This is a genomic window from Serratia sp. JSRIV001 (assembly GCF_019968745.1).
Classification (GTDB): Bacteria; Pseudomonadota; Gammaproteobacteria; order Enterobacterales; family Enterobacteriaceae; genus Chania; species Chania fonticola_B.
This window is the reverse complement of the sequence record NZ_CP074147.1, coordinates 1,199,123-1,215,856: the sequence shown is the minus strand read 5'-3', so window position 1 is coordinate 1,215,856 and position 16,734 is coordinate 1,199,123. Positions and strand designations below refer to the sequence as shown.

General features: G+C 54.2%; 18 protein-coding genes and 1 pseudogene. 7 read left to right on the top strand and 12 right to left on the bottom strand.

The window, feature by feature from the left end:
- Positions 1–254 precede the first annotated feature (254 nt).
- Positions 255–384: pseudogene (locus KGP17_RS05385) on the top strand (aldo/keto reductase); the annotation flags it as partial.
- Here the strand turns inward: KGP17_RS05385 and KGP17_RS05380 are convergent.
- Positions 345–497: a hypothetical protein gene (locus KGP17_RS05380; protein WP_021805577.1), complete on the bottom strand. Its 153-nt coding sequence runs from the start codon at positions 495–497 to the stop codon at positions 345–347. The pseudogene KGP17_RS05385 and the gene KGP17_RS05380 overlap by 40 nt on opposite strands.
- Positions 498–908: 411 nt before the next feature.
- On the opposite strand from KGP17_RS05380, the gene KGP17_RS05375 reads away from it, so the two are divergent.
- The 5 genes from KGP17_RS05375 to KGP17_RS05355 all read left to right on the top strand — a co-directional run bounded on the left by KGP17_RS05375 (position 909) and on the right by KGP17_RS05355 (position 4,436).
- Positions 909–1,232: a DUF3302 domain-containing protein gene (locus tag KGP17_RS05375; protein ID WP_115158572.1), complete on the top strand. Its 324-nt coding sequence runs from the start codon at positions 909–911 to the stop codon at positions 1,230–1,232.
- A 4-nt stretch (positions 1,233–1,236) separates the two neighbouring features.
- A complete protein-coding gene (locus tag KGP17_RS05370; RefSeq protein ID WP_021805579.1) occupies positions 1,237–2,373 on the top strand; it encodes an HlyD family secretion protein in 1,137 nt (378 codons plus the stop codon).
- 168 nt (positions 2,374–2,541) lie between these two features.
- Positions 2,542–3,114 carry a DUF1349 domain-containing protein gene (locus tag KGP17_RS05365; protein WP_094983028.1) on the top strand — a complete coding sequence of 191 codons (573 nt, stop codon included), beginning with the start codon at positions 2,542–2,544 and terminating at the stop codon, positions 3,112–3,114.
- Positions 3,115–3,421: 307 nt separating this feature from the next.
- Positions 3,422–3,679, top strand: coding sequence for a YjhX family toxin (locus KGP17_RS05360; protein ID WP_223498974.1), 258 nt, complete (start codon positions 3,422–3,424; stop codon positions 3,677–3,679).
- 10 nt (positions 3,680–3,689) lie between these two features.
- Positions 3,690–4,436: a cyclopropane-fatty-acyl-phospholipid synthase family protein gene (locus KGP17_RS05355; protein ID WP_021805583.1), complete on the top strand. Its 747-nt coding sequence runs from the start codon at positions 3,690–3,692 to the stop codon at positions 4,434–4,436.
- Between the two features lie 87 nt (positions 4,437–4,523).
- On the opposite strand, the gene proA is transcribed toward KGP17_RS05355, so the two are convergent.
- From proA to gpt, 5 genes are all read right to left on the bottom strand, one after another.
- The gene (proA, locus tag KGP17_RS05350; protein WP_223498973.1) at positions 4,524–5,777 is read right to left on the bottom strand and encodes a glutamate-5-semialdehyde dehydrogenase; all 1,254 of its coding nucleotides are present in this window, start codon (positions 5,775–5,777) and stop codon (positions 4,524–4,526) included.
- Positions 5,778–5,786: 9 nt separating this feature from the next.
- Positions 5,787–6,890 carry a glutamate 5-kinase gene (gene proB / locus KGP17_RS05345; protein WP_021805585.1) on the bottom strand — a complete coding sequence of 368 codons (1,104 nt, stop codon included), beginning with the start codon at positions 6,888–6,890 and terminating at the stop codon, positions 5,787–5,789.
- 109 nt (positions 6,891–6,999) lie between these two features.
- Positions 7,000–7,401 (bottom strand): sigma factor-binding protein Crl, encoded by a 402-nt coding sequence (gene crl / locus KGP17_RS05340; RefSeq protein ID WP_021805586.1) that lies wholly within the window; start codon positions 7,399–7,401, stop codon positions 7,000–7,002.
- A 60-nt stretch (positions 7,402–7,461) separates the two neighbouring features.
- Positions 7,462–8,709, bottom strand: a complete 1,248-nt coding sequence (gene frsA / locus KGP17_RS05335; protein WP_223498972.1) for an esterase FrsA — start codon at positions 8,707–8,709, stop codon at positions 7,462–7,464.
- Positions 8,710–8,876: 167 nt separating this feature from the next.
- The gene (gene gpt / locus KGP17_RS05330; RefSeq protein ID WP_021805588.1) at positions 8,877–9,335 is read right to left on the bottom strand and encodes a xanthine phosphoribosyltransferase; all 459 of its coding nucleotides are present in this window, start codon (positions 9,333–9,335) and stop codon (positions 8,877–8,879) included.
- 336 nt (positions 9,336–9,671) lie between these two features.
- Between gpt and pepD the strand changes: the two genes are divergently transcribed.
- Positions 9,672–11,132, top strand: a complete 1,461-nt coding sequence (gene pepD, locus KGP17_RS05325) for a beta-Ala-His dipeptidase (protein WP_021805589.1) — start codon at positions 9,672–9,674, stop codon at positions 11,130–11,132.
- Between the two features lie 64 nt (positions 11,133–11,196).
- Here pepD and KGP17_RS05320 read toward each other — a convergent pair whose 3' ends face one another.
- The 6 genes from KGP17_RS05320 to nqrE all read right to left on the bottom strand — a co-directional run bounded on the left by KGP17_RS05320 (position 11,197) and on the right by nqrE (position 16,728).
- A complete protein-coding gene (locus KGP17_RS05320) occupies positions 11,197–12,210 on the bottom strand; it encodes an MFS transporter (protein ID WP_094983025.1) in 1,014 nt (337 codons plus the stop codon).
- 88 nt (positions 12,211–12,298) lie between these two features.
- Positions 12,299–13,357, bottom strand: a complete 1,059-nt coding sequence (gene dinB, locus KGP17_RS05315; protein WP_021805591.1) for a DNA polymerase IV — start codon at positions 13,355–13,357, stop codon at positions 12,299–12,301.
- A gap of 264 nt (positions 13,358–13,621) precedes the next feature.
- Complete coding sequence (gene nqrM / locus KGP17_RS05310) at positions 13,622–13,849, bottom strand: (Na+)-NQR maturation NqrM (RefSeq protein ID WP_021805592.1); 228 nt, start codon at positions 13,847–13,849, stop codon at positions 13,622–13,624.
- Between the two features lie 5 nt (positions 13,850–13,854).
- Positions 13,855–14,868 (bottom strand): FAD:protein FMN transferase, encoded by a 1,014-nt coding sequence (locus tag KGP17_RS05305; RefSeq protein WP_371822112.1) that lies wholly within the window; start codon positions 14,866–14,868, stop codon positions 13,855–13,857.
- Between the two features lie 24 nt (positions 14,869–14,892).
- On the bottom strand, positions 14,893–16,116 hold the full coding sequence (gene nqrF / locus KGP17_RS05300) for an NADH:ubiquinone reductase (Na(+)-transporting) subunit F (RefSeq protein ID WP_021805594.1): 1,224 nt from the start codon (positions 16,114–16,116) through the stop codon (positions 14,893–14,895).
- 15 nt (positions 16,117–16,131) lie between these two features.
- Positions 16,132–16,728 (bottom strand): NADH:ubiquinone reductase (Na(+)-transporting) subunit E, encoded by a 597-nt coding sequence (gene nqrE, locus KGP17_RS05295; RefSeq protein ID WP_021181925.1) that lies wholly within the window; start codon positions 16,726–16,728, stop codon positions 16,132–16,134.
- Between the last annotated feature and the right edge of the window lie 6 nt (positions 16,729–16,734).

The window sequence follows — 16,734 nt, the reverse complement described above, 5'->3', positions numbered from 1 at the left end:
TCAGCCACAAAAAATCCGCAGTACCAGCACAAACAGCAGGGTTCATTCGCTTATTAATGAATCCTGCTAATTAACCCTAGCGAATTACTCCCTCTAATCAATTAAATCACGCCGAGTAAAACTTTTCACACACCACAGATCGGCCGATCGATACCGCGACCAGCGCTTTCTTCTCGCATCGCGATCCGGCCAGGGTGGAATAGCTAGCCAGCCGCAAACTCGACGTTTAACGATAAAATAGGAGGAACTCCCGAATGCAAACACGTTATCTCGGTAAGTCCGGGCTGGAAGTGTCAGCGCTCGGCCTGGGCTGCATGGGGTTGAGCTTCGGCAACGGATACGCGTCAGGCCGTTGAACTGATCCGCGCAGCCGTTGAGCGTGGCTGGCACCGTGATAGCAGGCTGCGCACCGCATGTTCGCCCGCCGCTTTGGTAAAAACTCTCTCCCTCGCCACGGCGAGAAAAACCTGTAGCTCATTGAAGTTTTCTTTCAGCATGCGTATTTCCTTGGTTGACGTAAACCTTGCCAGTTCGCACAGAACTTATGAAATGGGTTCATAGACACTACCATTTTAGCCCCGTTAACGACCAAGGTTGCTGATAAATCGCCAACAAAAATGTTCTCATACCGCCAGATTTTTTGGATGGTGCTATATTTTATGAACTGACCTCTCCCCACCGAGAGGATATATGAAAAGACATCCTTTTAGCATTGCCTTAGGTGTTTTATCTACCGACATGTCATTGTCGGCGTGCACTGCCAAAGTAGATGAAAAATATCACTATTCATAAATTATTATCCACTACAGTCAATGATAACCCACTACTACACGCCTAACAGACAAGGTGGCGCAACCCATAGCGCACGTACCTAATCCGTCGGGTGAGTTTACTTAGCCGAGGCCACCATGTTCTTAAATTACTTTGCGTTAGGCGTACTCATTGTTGTTTTCCTCGTTATTTTTTACGGGATCATTATTCTCCATGACATTCCTTATCTGATTGCAAAATCACGCAATCATCCGCATGCAGACGCGATCCATGTTGCGGGTTGGGTCAGTTTGTTTACTCTGCATGTGATGTGGCCTTTTTTATGGATATGGGCCACGTTGTATCGCCCAGAGCGCGGTTGGGGCATGCAAGGCCAGCAAGATCCCTTTGCCCGCTTAGAGCAAAGAATAACCGAGCTGGAACAGAGCATCAGCGAAACCAAAACACCTTCTGCGGAGTAACTGCATGGACTTGCTCATTATTCTTACCTATGTCGCGTTGGCCTATGGCATATTCAAAATATTTAAAATCCCGGTAAACAAATGGACGGTCCCCACCGCAGCATTGGGTGGCGTTGTTTTAGTCGGCGCCCTGATTTTATTAATGAATTATAACCACCCTTATACTTTTCAAGCACAAAAGGCCGTGGTTTCCATTCCCATTACTCCGCAAGTTACCGGCATTGTCAGTGAGGTCACTGATAAGCAGAATACCTTTATAAAAAAAGGGGACGTACTTTTTAAAATAGAGCCCACCCGATACCAGGCACGTGTCGATAGATTACAGGCCGATTTAATGACGGCAATCCATAGCATCCAGGTGCTCCAGGGGCAATTAGATGAAGCCGTCGCCCATACCTCGGGGGTGATTGCCGAACGCGATCGTTTATATAAAGACTACCAGCGCTATCTTAGAGGAAGCCGGGCCAGGGTAAACCCGTTCTCCGAAAGCGACATTGATAACGCCAGGCAAAATTTTCTGGCGCAGGATGCGCTGGTGAAAAGTTCATTGGCTGAACAGGCACAGATAAAAAGCCAGTTAAGCAGCGTCGTCAACGGAGAACAGTCGCAGATAGTCAGCCTCCGTGCCCAGTTAACAGAAGCCAAATACAATCTCGACCAAACCGTGGTTCGCGCCCCCAGTAATGGCTATGTAACCCAGGTGCTTATCCGCCCAGGAACCTACGCGGCAGCGCTGCCACTGCGCCCGGTGATGGTGTTTATCCCGCAGCAAAAACGGCAAATCGTCGCGCAATTCAGACAAAATTCGCTGTTACGCCTGAAATCGGGCGATCAAGCCGAGATCGTCTTCAATGCGCTACCTGGCCAGGTGTTTCAGGGGAGACTGACCAGCATACTTCCCGTCGTTCCCAGCGGGACGTACCAGGCGCAGGGAACCCTGCAATCATTGAGCATGATACCCGGCTCCGATGGCGTGCTGGCGGTGATTGAGTTAGAGCCGAATGCGGATGTTGATGCTTTGCCAGATGGGATATTTGCCCAGGTGGCGGTGTATTCCGACCACTTTACCCATGTTTCCGTAATGCGTAAGGTGCTGCTGCGCATGACAAGCTGGATGCACTATCTCTATCTTGATCATTGATCGTAACAACGCGGCCGGATGAATGGATAGCGATAGTCCAATTTATGACGCTGATCTGGCGCATCATCTCGTAGAAAGACGATGGGCTTTGGGGAAGTCATTGTATCGACAAAGGCGTAAACTGATTTCCGGTAGACAAACGTGTATTTTTTGCCCCTGGGAGGCCTGATGCTTGATTCCTTTTACTGGATTAATGAACCTGAACAATGGCAGTGCGATCACGGTAAGTTAAGCGTTGTCACAAATGACAAAACCGACTTCTGGCAAAAAACCTGGTACGGGTTTGAGCGTTTTTCAGGGCACATCTTCGCCACCGACGTCAGTGAAGATTTCACTTTTCAGGTAAAGGTCTGCGCGGACTTCACCACGCTGTATGACCAGGCCGGGATCATGTTCATGACCGATGACCAGCACTGGCTTAAAGCCGGTATTGAGTTTAACGACGGTGCCCCCGCAATAGGCAGCGTGCTGACGCTGGAGAACTCAGACTGGGCAACCGGCACCTTTGCGGGGGATCCACGTGAGTTCTGGCTTCGCTTGACCCGCAAAGGCAACAGCCTGCGATTACAGTACTCAATGGAGGGTCATCACTGGCCGCTGCTACGCTTATGTTATTTTCCGCAAGGCGCAGCGAAAATCGGTGTGATGTGCTGCACGCCTGAACGTCGTGGGTTATCGGTGGACTTCCTGAATATCACGCTGACTCCACCGGTGGATAAAGCCTTGCATGACCTAAGCTAATCGTTCGAGTCTATGCGATTCAGTATGCTGGATCGCCTTCACTGCCCGCGCGACAACATTAACGCTGATGTATCAAGGATCACACTTTTCAGTGCCAGCTTATTCCCATACAAATAATGTGTGTTACTATTCCCGCCGTAAAACCCTTTCAACTCATACCGAGGCTTTGATGCTGGAGAATGTAATCATCCGATAATCAGCTGCCCGACCTTTCCAGGCCGGACTGATTATCAATGCGCCGAAATCGAATGCGGACACCGCTGGGTGTTTGCACGTTTTGCACATGATGATTAACAGGTTTTTCAGCATGAATTTATCCCGTCAGGAACAACGTACCTTACACGTTCTCGCCAAAGGTGGACGTATTGCGCACGTCCGAGATGCCTCCGGCCGCGTCACTTCCGTTGAATGTTATAGCCGCCAAGGGCTGTTGCTCAGCGACTGCACGCTAGCCGTATTCAAAAAACTCAAAACCAAAAAGCTGATCAAGTCCGTCAATGGTCAGCCATATCGCATCAATACCAGCGGGCTGAACAATGTTCGCGCCCAGTTGGACAACCGCTAAGGAGAGTGTCATGGATATCCCACGTATTTTCACTATCAGCGAAAGTGCTCACCGCATCCATAATCCGTTCACACCCGAGAAGTACGCGACTCTCGGCGCGGTGTTACGTATGGAACCAGGTACGCGAGTGCTCGACCTCGGCAGCGGTTCGGGGGAGATGCTCTGCACCTGGGCACGCGATTACAACATCACCGGTACGGGTATCGACATGAGCCCGTTATTCAGTGCACAAGCCAGGCTGCGAGCAGAGGAGCTCGGTGTCGCCGAACGCGTTGAGTTTATCCATAACGACGCTGCCGGTTACGTAGCCGATGAAAAATGTGAAGTAGCGGCCTGCGTCGGTGCTACCTGGATAGCCGGAGGTGTCGCCGGGACTATCGAACTGCTGAGTAAAAGCCTCAAGCCTGGCGGGATCATCCTTATCGGTGAACCTTATTGGCGTCTGTTGCCACCGACGGAAGAGATCGCCAAAGAGTGTGGCGCTACTGCCCTTGCCGACTTTCTCCCCCTGGCAGAGCTTGTCACCTCTTTTGACACGCTCGGTTACGACGTCGTAGAAATGGTGTTGGCAGATCAGGAAGGTTGGGACAGGTACGTAGCGGCCATGTGGCTGACGATGCGCCGATGGTTGGAGGCAAACCCCGATGATGAGCTCGCAGAGGAAGTTCGGACGCAGTTGACGAGCGCGCCTAAACGCCACGTGGCGTACACGCGTGAATACCTTGGCTGGGGAGTTTTTGCGTTGATGGCTCGATGATCAAAAGCTGCGAGTGAGCCAATAGCCAGAAACAATAAGGGCGCAGTATCTACACACTGCGCCCTTTAGCATCATTTAAACCTGAACCTAGCTGCGCACCAAATCGTCGCCGTAGCCAATCCACTTATAGGTGGTCAGCGCATCCAGCCCCATCGGGCCGCGGGCGTGTAGTTTTTGGGTGCTGACCGCAACTTCTGCGCCCAAACCAAACTGGCCGCCGTCGGTAAAGCGGGTGCTGGCGTTGACGTATACCGCAGAAGAATCCACCGCACGGACAAAATACTCGGCGTTGCTCAGCGAGCGCGTCAAAATGGCATCGGAATGGCTGGTGCCGTGGGTGCGAATATGATCGATGGCCTGATCGATATCTTCCACCAGCGTCACGTTCAAATCCAACGATAGCCATTCGTCATCGTAATCTTCTGCGGCCACTGCAACCACCTTCGCTGGCCCTTCCTGCAACAACGGCATGGCGTTATCGCTGGCGTGCAACGTTACCCCAACGGCGGCCATACGCGCGCTCAATGCAGGCAGGAAGCTGTTAGCGATAGTCCGATTAACCAGCAGGGTTTCGACCGAGTTACAGGCGCTTGGCCGCTGTATTTTGGCATTTTCGATGATGGTCAGCGCCTTGTCGTAGTCTACGCTGTCGTCTACATAGATATGGCACACGCCGATACCGCCGGTGATCACCGGAATGGTCGATTGCTCGCGGCACAGCTTATGCAGCCCGGCACCGCCCCGTGGGATCAGCATGTCTACATAGCGATCCATTCGCAGCAGTTCATTCACCAACTCACGATCCGGGCTTTCGATCGCCTGCACCGCCGCCGCTGGCAGCCCGCACTGTTCCAGCGCCTGCTGGATCACTTTCACCGTCGCCTGATTGGTGTGGTGAGTCTCTTTACCGCCGCGCAAGATCACCGCATTACCGGTTTTCAAGCACAGGCTGGCGACGTCAATGGTGACGTTGGGGCGCGCTTCATAGATCACGCCAATCACCCCGAGCGGCACACGACGGCGCTCCAGCTTCAGGCCGCTGTCCAGCAGATTGCCGTCCAGCACGTGGCCAACCGGATCGCTCAGGCGGCAGACCTGGCGCACATCGTTGGCGATCGCCGCCAGACGCGCTGGAGTCAACAACAGACGATCCAACAGGGCTTCAGTCATCCCGGTGGCACGCGCCTGCGCCATATCCTGCTCATTCGCCTGTAGAATTTCCTCGCTGCGGGCTTCCAACATGTCGGCCATCACCGCCAACACCTGGTTCTTTTTCGCCGTGCTCAGTACCGCCAACTGCCAGGAAGCCTGTTTGGCGGCTTTCCCCATCTGCTCGAGCATGTTCACTCCTTAACTTACGATCATATCGTCGCGATGCACGGCCACCGGGCCATATTCATAGCCCAGGATCTCGCTGATTTGCTGCGAGTGGTGCCCGGCAATCATGCGCATGGCATCGCTGTTATAACGGCTGACGCCATGAGCCAGATCGCGCCCCGCCAGATTGCGGATGCGGATCACCTCACCACGTGAGAAATCACCTTTAACATCGCGGATGCCCTTCGGCAGCAGTGAACTGCCACGGGCCATCATGGCTTCTACCGCTCCATCGTCAACGGTGATCTCACCCGCAGGCGGTGCACCAAAGATCCAGCGTTTACGGTTCTCCAATGGGGTTTCCAGCGCATGGAAGCGTGTGCCCACCGGGTTGCCTTCAATCACATCTGCCACTACGCCCGGCTTGCTGCCAGCAGCGATAATCACATCAATGCCAGCACGGCAGGCCACATCGGCGGCCTGTAGCTTGGTACCCATGCCGCCGGTACCCAAACCGGAAACGCTGTCGCCCGCAATGGCTCTCAGCGCATCGTCAACGCCATGCACTTCACGGATCAACTCGGCTTGCGGGTTATTACGCGGGTCAGCGGTATATAAGCCCTGCTGATCGGTCAGCAGCAGCAGTTTATCCGCCCCGGCCAAAATGGCAGCCAGTGCAGACAGGTTATCGTTGTCGCCGACTTTGATTTCTGCGGTGGCAACCGCGTCGTTCTCATTAATCACCGGGACAATGCGGTTGTCCAGCAGCGCGGTCATGGTGTCACGCGCGTTGAGGAAGCGCTCGCGGTCTTCCAGATCGGCACGTGTCAGCAGCATCTGCCCGATATGAATGCCATAGATCGAGAAAAGTTGTTCCCACAGCTGGATCAGCCGGCTTTGCCCCACCGCCGCCAGCAACTGCTTGGAAGCGATGGTAGCGGGCAATTCGGGGTAGCCCAGGTGTTCACGCCCGGCAGCAATCGCCCCGGAAGTAACAATAACAATGCGGTGGCCCGCTGCATGTTGCTGGGCGCATTGGCGCACCAGTTCGACAATATGGGCACGGTTCAGACGCAGCGAACCGCCGGTCAACACGCTGGTACCCAATTTCACAACCAATGTCTGGCTGCCGTTCATAATAGTTCTGCCGTTGGAGTTAAAAGGAATGCATGACGTTGTAACAGGAGAGACGCGTTATGCCAACAGGCACAACGCGATTTCGGCGTAAATTTGCGGGGGAATTGATTTAGGCGGAGAGTTTTATCGGCTGTTCAATGAAATCATCGGCGGGTTCAAGCTTCAGCTCCATGGTGGCAAGCAGTTCACCCAGGCGACGATGGAACACGCGCAGCGTGGTTTCCAGCTTCTCTTTCACTTCAGCGTCTTTAATCTTTTCCTCGTTCCAACGCCCTTCCTTGTCAAACAGACCAAAGTGGTAGCTATAGGTGAAACGGGAATTATCGGCCTGCAGTTCGATCCACCAGCCCCAGAACTCGCGTTTTTCCGGTACTGGCTTGACGTTGACGCAGACCGCCAGGCAGTCAAAGAAAAAGCGGTCGTTCTCACATTGCCCTTCGCGCAGGTACGGCCCCAGGCTGGCAAAGCGTTTCATTAGTCGGCTTTTAGGGTGGCCACTCGGTAGCGTCATTTTTCAACCTCCACAATGTAGTCCACCCTTTTTAACAAACTGTTAAAAATTAGCAACTAGTTAGCGCATTTTATCTCTTAGCCAATCACAAATTTGCAGTAAGGATTGATGGAAACTCTGATAAACCGGCGTACGCGGGATGGCGATCAGTTTGCCGCTCAGCGAAGAAGACGCGATCAGCTGCGACTCTTCTTTGGGGCTAAGCGGATCCTCATCCCAATAGGCGGCCAGCATCGGCGTTGGGCAGCGGCGGCCCAACAGCCCCTGGGTTTTCAGGGAATAACGGTTCAACTCGGTTTTCAGCACGCTGTCAGAAGCGTTGGCCATACCCATGCGGCTAGCCAGCACGTCCATATACATATCCGGCACGTGGTCCTGGCATTTCAACTCACAGAGCAGGCTATGCACCACCGGCCCAACGCAGGCCACACCGCGCAAACGCTGCGACTCCAGATAGGCCAGGCGTACCGCCACGTTGGCACCAAAGCGGAAGCCGAAGGCGCTGACACGCGTATGGTCAACCCAGGGCACGGAAGGCAGTTGAGCCAACACCTGCTGATGCAGGAAGCTGGAGTCTTGCGTCAGCTTCCACTTATAGGATGAACCGATGGACGGCATATCGATGGTCAGCATCGCAATGCCGTACGGCGCCAGATAATCACGGAACAGGCGGTGGTAATCGGTCTGCAAGGTATCCAGGCTACCGCACATCAGTACCGTTGGATACGGCGCCTGGCCGTTATCTGGCATATGCAGGAAGCCGGTGATGGAACTGCCGCCCTCAATGGCGAACTCCAGCTCTTTTAGCTGGTACGGCAGCAGCAATGCGGCTTCTTCATAGGCGCGATTGGAGAGCACCTCTGCCTGTTCGGCCAGCTCATCCCCTTTCAGATGCGGATAACCAGCAATGCTGTAGAGATTGGCGGCATTGAGCCAATACTGCCCGCCGACCAGCGGATCTTGTTGCTCTAATGCCCGCTGCTGCCACAGCATCCCCTGGCGCACCCATTCGTAGATCCAGTTGCCGTTTCGGTAACCGACCACGGTATCCAGCAGGTGATCGTCGCTATGCTCTGCGTTAGAGGCCGCAATGCGCGCCAACACTTCGCTGATCTCCAACGGATCGGTGCCGCGCCAGGTCCACAGCAGATGGTTGAGCATGCGATACCAGTTGCCATCGGTGTCCCCCTCCAAGGCGGAGTGCATATCAGCACCTACCGCATGATGGGCACGGGTGACTAACGTCGAGGTTTCGACATGTTTAAATGAAGGTTTGAACAGTACTTCGGAAAGGTTGGCCTGTGCCATGGTAACAACAGCCTCCTGAGACTTACATCAAGGCTTGAATAGCCGGGATATCTAGGTGCTAGTGTACCTAACTCTGGAGGTAGAAGGCGGGGAATTTACCGAATTTGACGAAACCGCTGGATAAACAACAACGCCCGGTATTGCCGGGCGTTTGAAGCAGAAGCTGATTAACGGCCGCCGATTGGTGGCACGAAGGTCACCGCCATATCCCAAGGCTGCTCGATCCAGGTGTCCTGCGGGATATCAACCACGTAATCGTCAACCAGCGGGCGGCCAGCAGGCTTGGCGAAGATGGTCACGAAATGGGCTTTCGGGTACATGTCGCGGATCGCTTTGGCGGTGCCGCCGGTATCCACTAAATCGTCAACTACGATAAAGCCTTCACCATCGCCCTCGGCGCGCTTGAGCACCTTCATTTCGCGTTGGTTGTCATGGTCATAGCTGGAGATGCAGACGGTATCCACATAACGGATGCTCAACTCACGTGCCAGCAGTGAAGCAGGCACCAGGCCGCCACGGCTTACGGCAATGATGCCTTTCCATTGATCGGCAGGCAGCAGGCGGTGAGCCAGTTTGCGCGCTTGCATTTGCAACATATCCCAGGTAACAACGTATTTTTCGCTCATAGAATGGTGTCCCAGCCAGCAATGATGTGGCTTACTCAGTAGTTCAGGGGGAAAAAAGGTTGCGCGAGATTATAGAGACTGCGCGCCACGAATACCAGTTGAACCGAGGCGTTGATGCGTTTTTCCTGTGAATATCCTTGTGACGAGCCGCGTGGCTTATCGGCGCAACCGCCCGTAAAACGGGGAACCCAAGCCGATAAACAGCGTCATACGGGGCGCGCACAGCCGCGAATAAAATGATATTCTCAGGCTCACGTGCCTGAAGCACAGATAGCTACTCACCCTAACCGCACAGCATTCACTCCTTGCTGAAAATGCTGTCACAGGAGACTTATAGTGTCTGAATTGTCTCAACTTTCGCCACAGCCGCTGTGGGATATTTTTGCCAAGATCTGCTCAATCCCACACCCTTCTTACCATGAAGAAGCGTTAGCGCAGCACATCCTCGACTGGGCCAAAGAAAAGAACCTGCATGCCGAGCGCGACCAGGTCGGCAATATTCTGCTGCGCAAGCCTGCCACCAAAGGTATGGAAAACCGCAAGCCGGTAGCGCTGCAAGCGCACCTGGATATGGTGCCACAGAAGAACAACGATACGGTTCACGATTTCACCAAAGACCCGATCCAGCCTTATATCGACGGCGAATGGATCAAGGCTCGTGGTACCACGCTGGGTGCCGATAACGGCATCGGTATGGCGTCTGCGTTGGCGGTGCTGGCCGATGACAGCGTAGAGCATGGCCCGCTGGAAGTCCTGCTGACCATGACGGAAGAAGCCGGTATGGACGGTGCCTTTGGCCTGCAGCCAAACTGGTTACAAGCCGACATCCTGATCAACACCGACTCCGAAGAAGAAGGCGAAATCTACATGGGCTGCGCCGGGGGGATTGATTTCATCACCACCCTGCCGCTGCAACGTGAAGCACTGCCAGCCGGTTACCAAACGCTGAAGCTGACCCTGAAAGGGTTGAAAGGCGGCCACTCCGGTGCCGATATCCATCACGGTCTGGGCAACGCCAACAAGCTGCTGGCCCGTTTCCTGTTTGCCCATACGCCTGAGCTGAACCTGCGTCTGCTGGAGCTGAACGGCGGTACGCTGCGTAATGCCATCCCACGTGAAGCCTCTGCCGTAGTAGCCGTTCCGGCTGCCAAAGCGGATGCGCTGAAAGCCCTGAGCCAGCAATTCCTGGCTACGCTGCAAAACGAACTGTCTGCCAAAGAGAAGAATATTACCGTTCTGCTCGAGCCAGCCACCACCGCTTTGCAGGCACTCACCACAGACTGTCAGAGCCGCTTGGTGGCACTGCTCAACGGCACCCCTAACGGCGTGATCCGCATGAGCGACGAAGTGAAAGGCGTGGTAGAAACTTCGCTGAACGTTGGCGTGGTGACCACCAGCGAGCATGAAGCCGAAATCATTTGCCTGATCCGCTCCCTGATCGACAGCGGTAAAGACTATGTGGTGGATATGCTGACCGCCTTGGGCCAACTGGCCAACGCCAAAGTGGCCCCGAAAGGCGGCTATCCGGGCTGGCAGCCAGATGCCAAATCTCCGGTGATGCAACTGGTACGCGAAACCTACCAGAAGCTGTTCAACAAGACGCCAAACATCATGGTGATCCACGCCGGGCTGGAGTGTGGTTTGTTCAAGAAGCCTTACCCACAGATGGATATGGTGTCGATTGGGCCGACCATCACCGGGCCGCACTCGCCGGATGAGCAGGTGCATATCGCCAGCGTTGGCCAATACTGGACGCTGCTGACCGCCTTGCTGAAAGCGATTCCTGAGCGCGGATAAGATATTGGGCCCAGTTTAACGCTGGGCCCAATAACTCAGTTGAAAAAACTATCGGCCCTACCTGTCAGGATTGCGTTTCCTTGTTAGCCAGATTGCCGCTAATTTCATTCATCTGCGACTGTATCAGCGCTGCGCTAACCGGTGGCAGCAGGAAAGCAAACAGGATTATCAGCCAGGTCTTATACCTTGCTTGTTGCCCATGGCTTTCAATTATCGCCCGAAGAGTATCGTTTAGCGTGGAGAAAATTGCTGGCGTGACAATAGGCACAACAAAAGCCGACCACCCAGCCCCTCTAGGGGTTAGTAGTGTCGCAGATTGGCTATAGTTTCTGATTTCCGCATGTATTTTTACCAACCAATAAATATTGTAAAACGGCACAAAATACAGCAGGAAGGTCATTCCAGGTTCGCGGTATGTCGGCGTAAGAGGAGCAGCCTGTCGTATCGGCGGCGCCACATTAAATAACTGTGGTTTCATCGGCATCAACAACAATGTGCCAATGATCGCCGGTGTCGCTAATACTGCAAAAAAGTATGTTGGATTGCCAAGCAACAGATCCATATCAAAAACCCATCCTGCCAGAGGCGCAATGGATAAATTATTCAACAACTTCAATGTTGCCATCAACCCAAATGCCAAGACATAAGTTTCTGTACTGCCGACTGCACCAGCAATAAATGCAGGGATGATCAGTATGATAGCCCCTATCCCCAGCCCTATCAGCATCTCTCCGGCCATCAGCGCAACAACGTTTTCCACATTGAAACAGAATAATGCTATACCCAGTAAATAGAAGGCACTAAACAGGTACAGTAAATAGTAGCTTTTCATCCGGCTGGCTATCCAGGCCAGAATCACACCAAATAAAAAACCGGCCTGTTGGAATGAAAATGCGACGCCAATCGTTGAATAGGACAAACCTGAACTTTGCTTCATATAAAGCGCCGAATATATGCTCAAGATATATTGACTCGAAGCAATAAAAACAAAATAAAAAACCAGCCCCCAAAATCGATAGCTACTGTGTAAATCGGCCCACGTCCATTTTGTTGCGGACGCCTGGTGATTCTTTTCCATTGTTCCTGCTTCCCTGTAAGGATATAACCCAAAAAAATAAGCGTTGATTGTACCTAGGCTAGTGCTTTAAACATACTCGTTTTTTACCTCACCACGTCAGTACCAACTGCCGCTCCAACTGAGGATCGAGCAGCGTTACGTGTAGGCCAACCAGGCGCACACCTCGCCCTTCCCGCCGCTCCTGCCATGCCTGGCGGGCCACGTTAAGCAAATCCTCAATATTGAGCACCGGCCAAACGTGCTCCTGGGTGGTTTGCTGGAAATCCTGGAACTTCAGCTTCACTCCCTGGCGGGCGATATGCAGATCTGGTTTGACCTTGCGCAGCCGCATTTCCAGCTCGGGGTAGAGCTTTTCAACGATCAACGCCTCGCAATCTTCCCACTCATGAATATCGGCCACCAACGTTCGCTCAACCCCTACCGATTTGCGTAAACGATCGGGAGACACCTCACGCTCATCGATACCCTGGCAGCGTTCCCACAGCACCCGGCCAAACTTGCCGAAGCGCTTTAACAAATCGGCCAGATTATAGTTCTGCACATCGGCGCAGGTGATTAGCCCCACCTCTTCCAACCGTTTGGCGGTGACCTTGCCCACGCCGGGGATTTTACTTAGCGGCAGCTGCTGCAAGAAAGCGGGTACCTGCGCCGGTGTGATGACATATTGGCCGTTTGGCTTGTTCAACTCGGAGGCTATCTTGGCGAGGAATTTGATCGGGGCAATGCCTGCCGAGGCGGTCAGGTTCAATTCAGCAGCAATTTCCTGGCGGATCTGTTGGGCAATCAGGGTGGCGGAGCCGTTGCATTGGGTGCTGTTGGTCACGTCCAGATAGGCTTCATCCAGAGAGAGCGGTTCTATCAGCGGGGTATAGCGGGCAAAGATTTCACGGATATGCAGCGAGGCTTCTTTATAGGCCGCCATGCGGCCCGGTAATAGCGTCAAGTGCGGGCATAGCTTGAGCGCCGTGGCGGTGGGCATAGCGCTATGCACGCCATAACGGCGCGCCGGGTAGTTGGCGGTGCTGATCACACCACGCCGATCGGCGCTGGCACCGATAGCCAGCGGGATATCGCGCAGGCTGGGGTTGTCGCGCATTTCTACCGCTGCGAAGAAGCAGTCCATATCGACATGAATGATTTTACGCATCGCGCCTCCAATAACACTGTATAAGTATACAGCCAATTATTAAAAGCTCAATATGGAGAGTGTAGACTAGTGACGCCCCTCACCCTAACCCTCTCCCACAGGGAGAGGGGACCGAACGTGCCACAAATTAGCTCCCGCACCTGACCGCAACTCCGCACTAGCCCCCTCTCCCCAAACAAGTGTTCATGAGGTACTCGGTATGTACATTGGGAGAGGGTTGGGGTGAGGGGCTGTGCAGCGCCCCTACATGGAAAACCAGTGTGGCTAGAGAATTCGGTGTTTTTCCAGCATCTCGCGGCGTTGCGCTTCCTTCGCCATACGCTTTTTGCGCGCATCGCAAGGCTCCGGGCAGTCGCAGACCTTCTCCACCCCCAGCGCGGTAATGCCGCCACAGCTGCCCTGCAAGGTTTTGCGCTTGAACACATAGCCCAACGACATTCCGCCAACTACCAGCAGAAACAGCACAAAGGATGCAGCGAACATCGTCAACATAACGTCTACCCTTTCTTCAGATAGGGTTTGAACGCGTCGGAATAGCGCTCCTCAAACCCCTTGGCGGTTTTCACGATCATAAACACCGGGATCCCCAGCAGGTTGGCCAGTGCCATACCCCGCTCCGGCCCCATCACGTTTAACCCGGTAGAAAGCCCGTCCGCCGTCATACACAGCGGGCTGATCACCGTGATCGACACTAAGTTGTGGCGGATCGGTTTACCGGTGAGCGGGTCGATAGTATGAGAATAGCGCACTCCGTCCTGCTCGAAGTAGTTTCGGTAATCCCCGGAGGTCGCCATCGCCATCTCACCCGGTTCGATCACCAGTTGCGCCTGCTGCTCCCCCCCGGCGGTTGGCCGTTCGATAGCAATGCGCCAAGGCTTCTTCTCACCGTTATGGCCACGGGTACGAACCTCCCCGCCAATATCAACCATGTAGTTTTTGACGTGCTGCGATTGCAGGTACTGGGCAATCACATCAACGCCGTAGCCTTTGGCAATGGAAGAGAGGTCGACATAAAGTTCAGGAATGCGCTTGACCAGCGCATTACCTTCCACCGCCAGCTTGTCGATCCCCGTCCAGTTGCGGCGCTGTTCCAACTCGGTGGCGCTCGGCACTTTATCCGACCGCCCTTCCGGGCCAAAACCCCACAGGTTCACCAGCGGCCCGACGGTCACGTCCAGCGCGCCGTCGGTCACACGGTTGATGCGCAGCGCTTCCAGCACCACTTCCGTGGTGGCAGCAGAAACCGGGAAAGGCTTGTCTACTTCCCGGCTGGCGTTAAAGCGGCTCAGCTCGGAATCAGGTTGATAGGTCGACATCTGATCGTTAACCTGCACCAGCCGTTTGTCGATCTCCGCTTGCAGCGTTGCCACCGGGGGCGTTCCGTCCCCAGGGAGATAACTGATCGAGTACGACGTCCCCATGGTTTTGCCACGCAGGTTTTCCTGCTGCGGTTTACAACCGGTCAGCAATACTGCGGTGGCCAGGGCCACCACCATCATCCAAGCCTTCATTCCATCGCCGCCTACAGCTCGCATTTAACCACCAAAGTCATCGAGCATGATGTTTTCATCTTCCACGCCCAAGTCCTTCAGCATCTTGATCACCGCCGCGTTCATCATCGGCGGCCCACACATATAGAATTCACAATCTTCCGGCGCTGGATGGTTACGCAGATAATTTTCCAGCAGGACATTATGAATAAAGCCGGTGTAGCCCGTCCAGTTATCCTCTGGCTGTGGATCGGAGAGCGCCACATGCCAGGTGAAGTTTTCATTCTCTTCTTGCAGGTGGTTAAAGTCGTCCTCATAGAACATCTCACGCAAGGAACGCGCACCGTACCAGAAGGTGATCTTGCGCTTCGACTTCAGGCGCTTCAACTGATCGAAGATGTGTGAACGCATCGGCGCCATACCGGCCCCGCCGCCGATAAAGACCATCTCGGCGTCGGTGTCTTTGGCAAAGAACTCGCCAAACGGCCCGGAGATGGTCACCTTATCCCCCGCCTTCAGCGACCAGATATAGGAAGACATAATGCCCGGCGGCACGTCCGGGTTGCTCGGCGGTGGCGTAGCGATACGCACGTTGAGCATGATGATGCCTTTCTCATCGGGATAGTTGGCCATTGAATAGGCGCGCACCGTCGGCTCTTTGACTACCGAACGGTAACGGAACAGATTGAATTTATCCCAGTCGCCACGGTATTCCTGCGGCACGTCGAAATCGGCATAGCTGACTTCATGCTCGGGCGCTTCGATCTGGATAAAGCCGCCAGCGCGGAAAGGTACATCTTCCCCATCCGGAATGCGCAGTTTCAGCTCTTTGATAAAGGTGGCTTTGTTATCGTTGGAGATCACCTCGCAGTCCCATTTCTTCACGCCGAAGATCTCTTCCGGCAGCTCGATTTTCAGGTTCTGCTTCACGTTAACCTGGCACGCCAGGCGGCAGCCCTCTTTGGCTTCACGCTTGCTGATATGGGAAAGTTCGGTTGGCAGAATATCGCCGCCGCCCTCTTTGATCACCACCCGGCACTGGCCGCAGGAGCCGCCGCCGCCACAGGCCGAGGAAACAAAAATCCCCTGGCTGGACAGCATGTTCAGCAGCTTGTCCCCCGCTGGGGCGGTAAAACTCTTGTCTTGATCGCCGTTAACCTCAACGGCAATGTCACCGGTGTTCACCAACTTGGATTTGGCAAACAGGATCAGTAACGCCAGCACCATCACGATGCAGGTAAACATCACCACGCCTAAAATAATTTCCATAAATGCTTCCTGCCTTTACAACTGGACGCCGGAGAACGACATAAAGCCCAATGCCATCAATCCGGTGGTAATAAAGGTAATGCCCAGGCCACGCAACCCGGCTGGCACATCGGCATACTTCAGTTTTTCACGGATCCCCGCCATGGCAACAATCGCCAACATCCAGCCAGTGCCGGAGCCAAAGCCGTACACCACGGATTCCATAAAGTTGTAATCACGCTGGACCATGAACGACACGCCGCCGAAAATGGCACAGTTCACCGTGATCAACGGCAGGAAGATCCCCAAGGCGTTGTAGAGCGCCGGGAAGAAGCGATCGAGGATCATCTCCAGGATCTGCACCAGCGCCGCAATCACGCCGATAAAGGTAATGAAGTTGAGGAAGCTCAGATCGACGCCTTCCACCAGCGCCCCATCACGCAGGATCAGGTTATAAACCAGGTTGTTGACGGGTACCGAGATGCCAAGGACCAGCGTCACGGCAATCCCCAAGCCAAACGAGGTAGAGACCTTCTTCGACACCGCCAGGAAGGTACACATCCCCAGGAAGAACGCCAGCGCCATGTTCTCAACGAACACCGCACGCACAAACAGGCTGATATAGTGAGCCATCGGCGG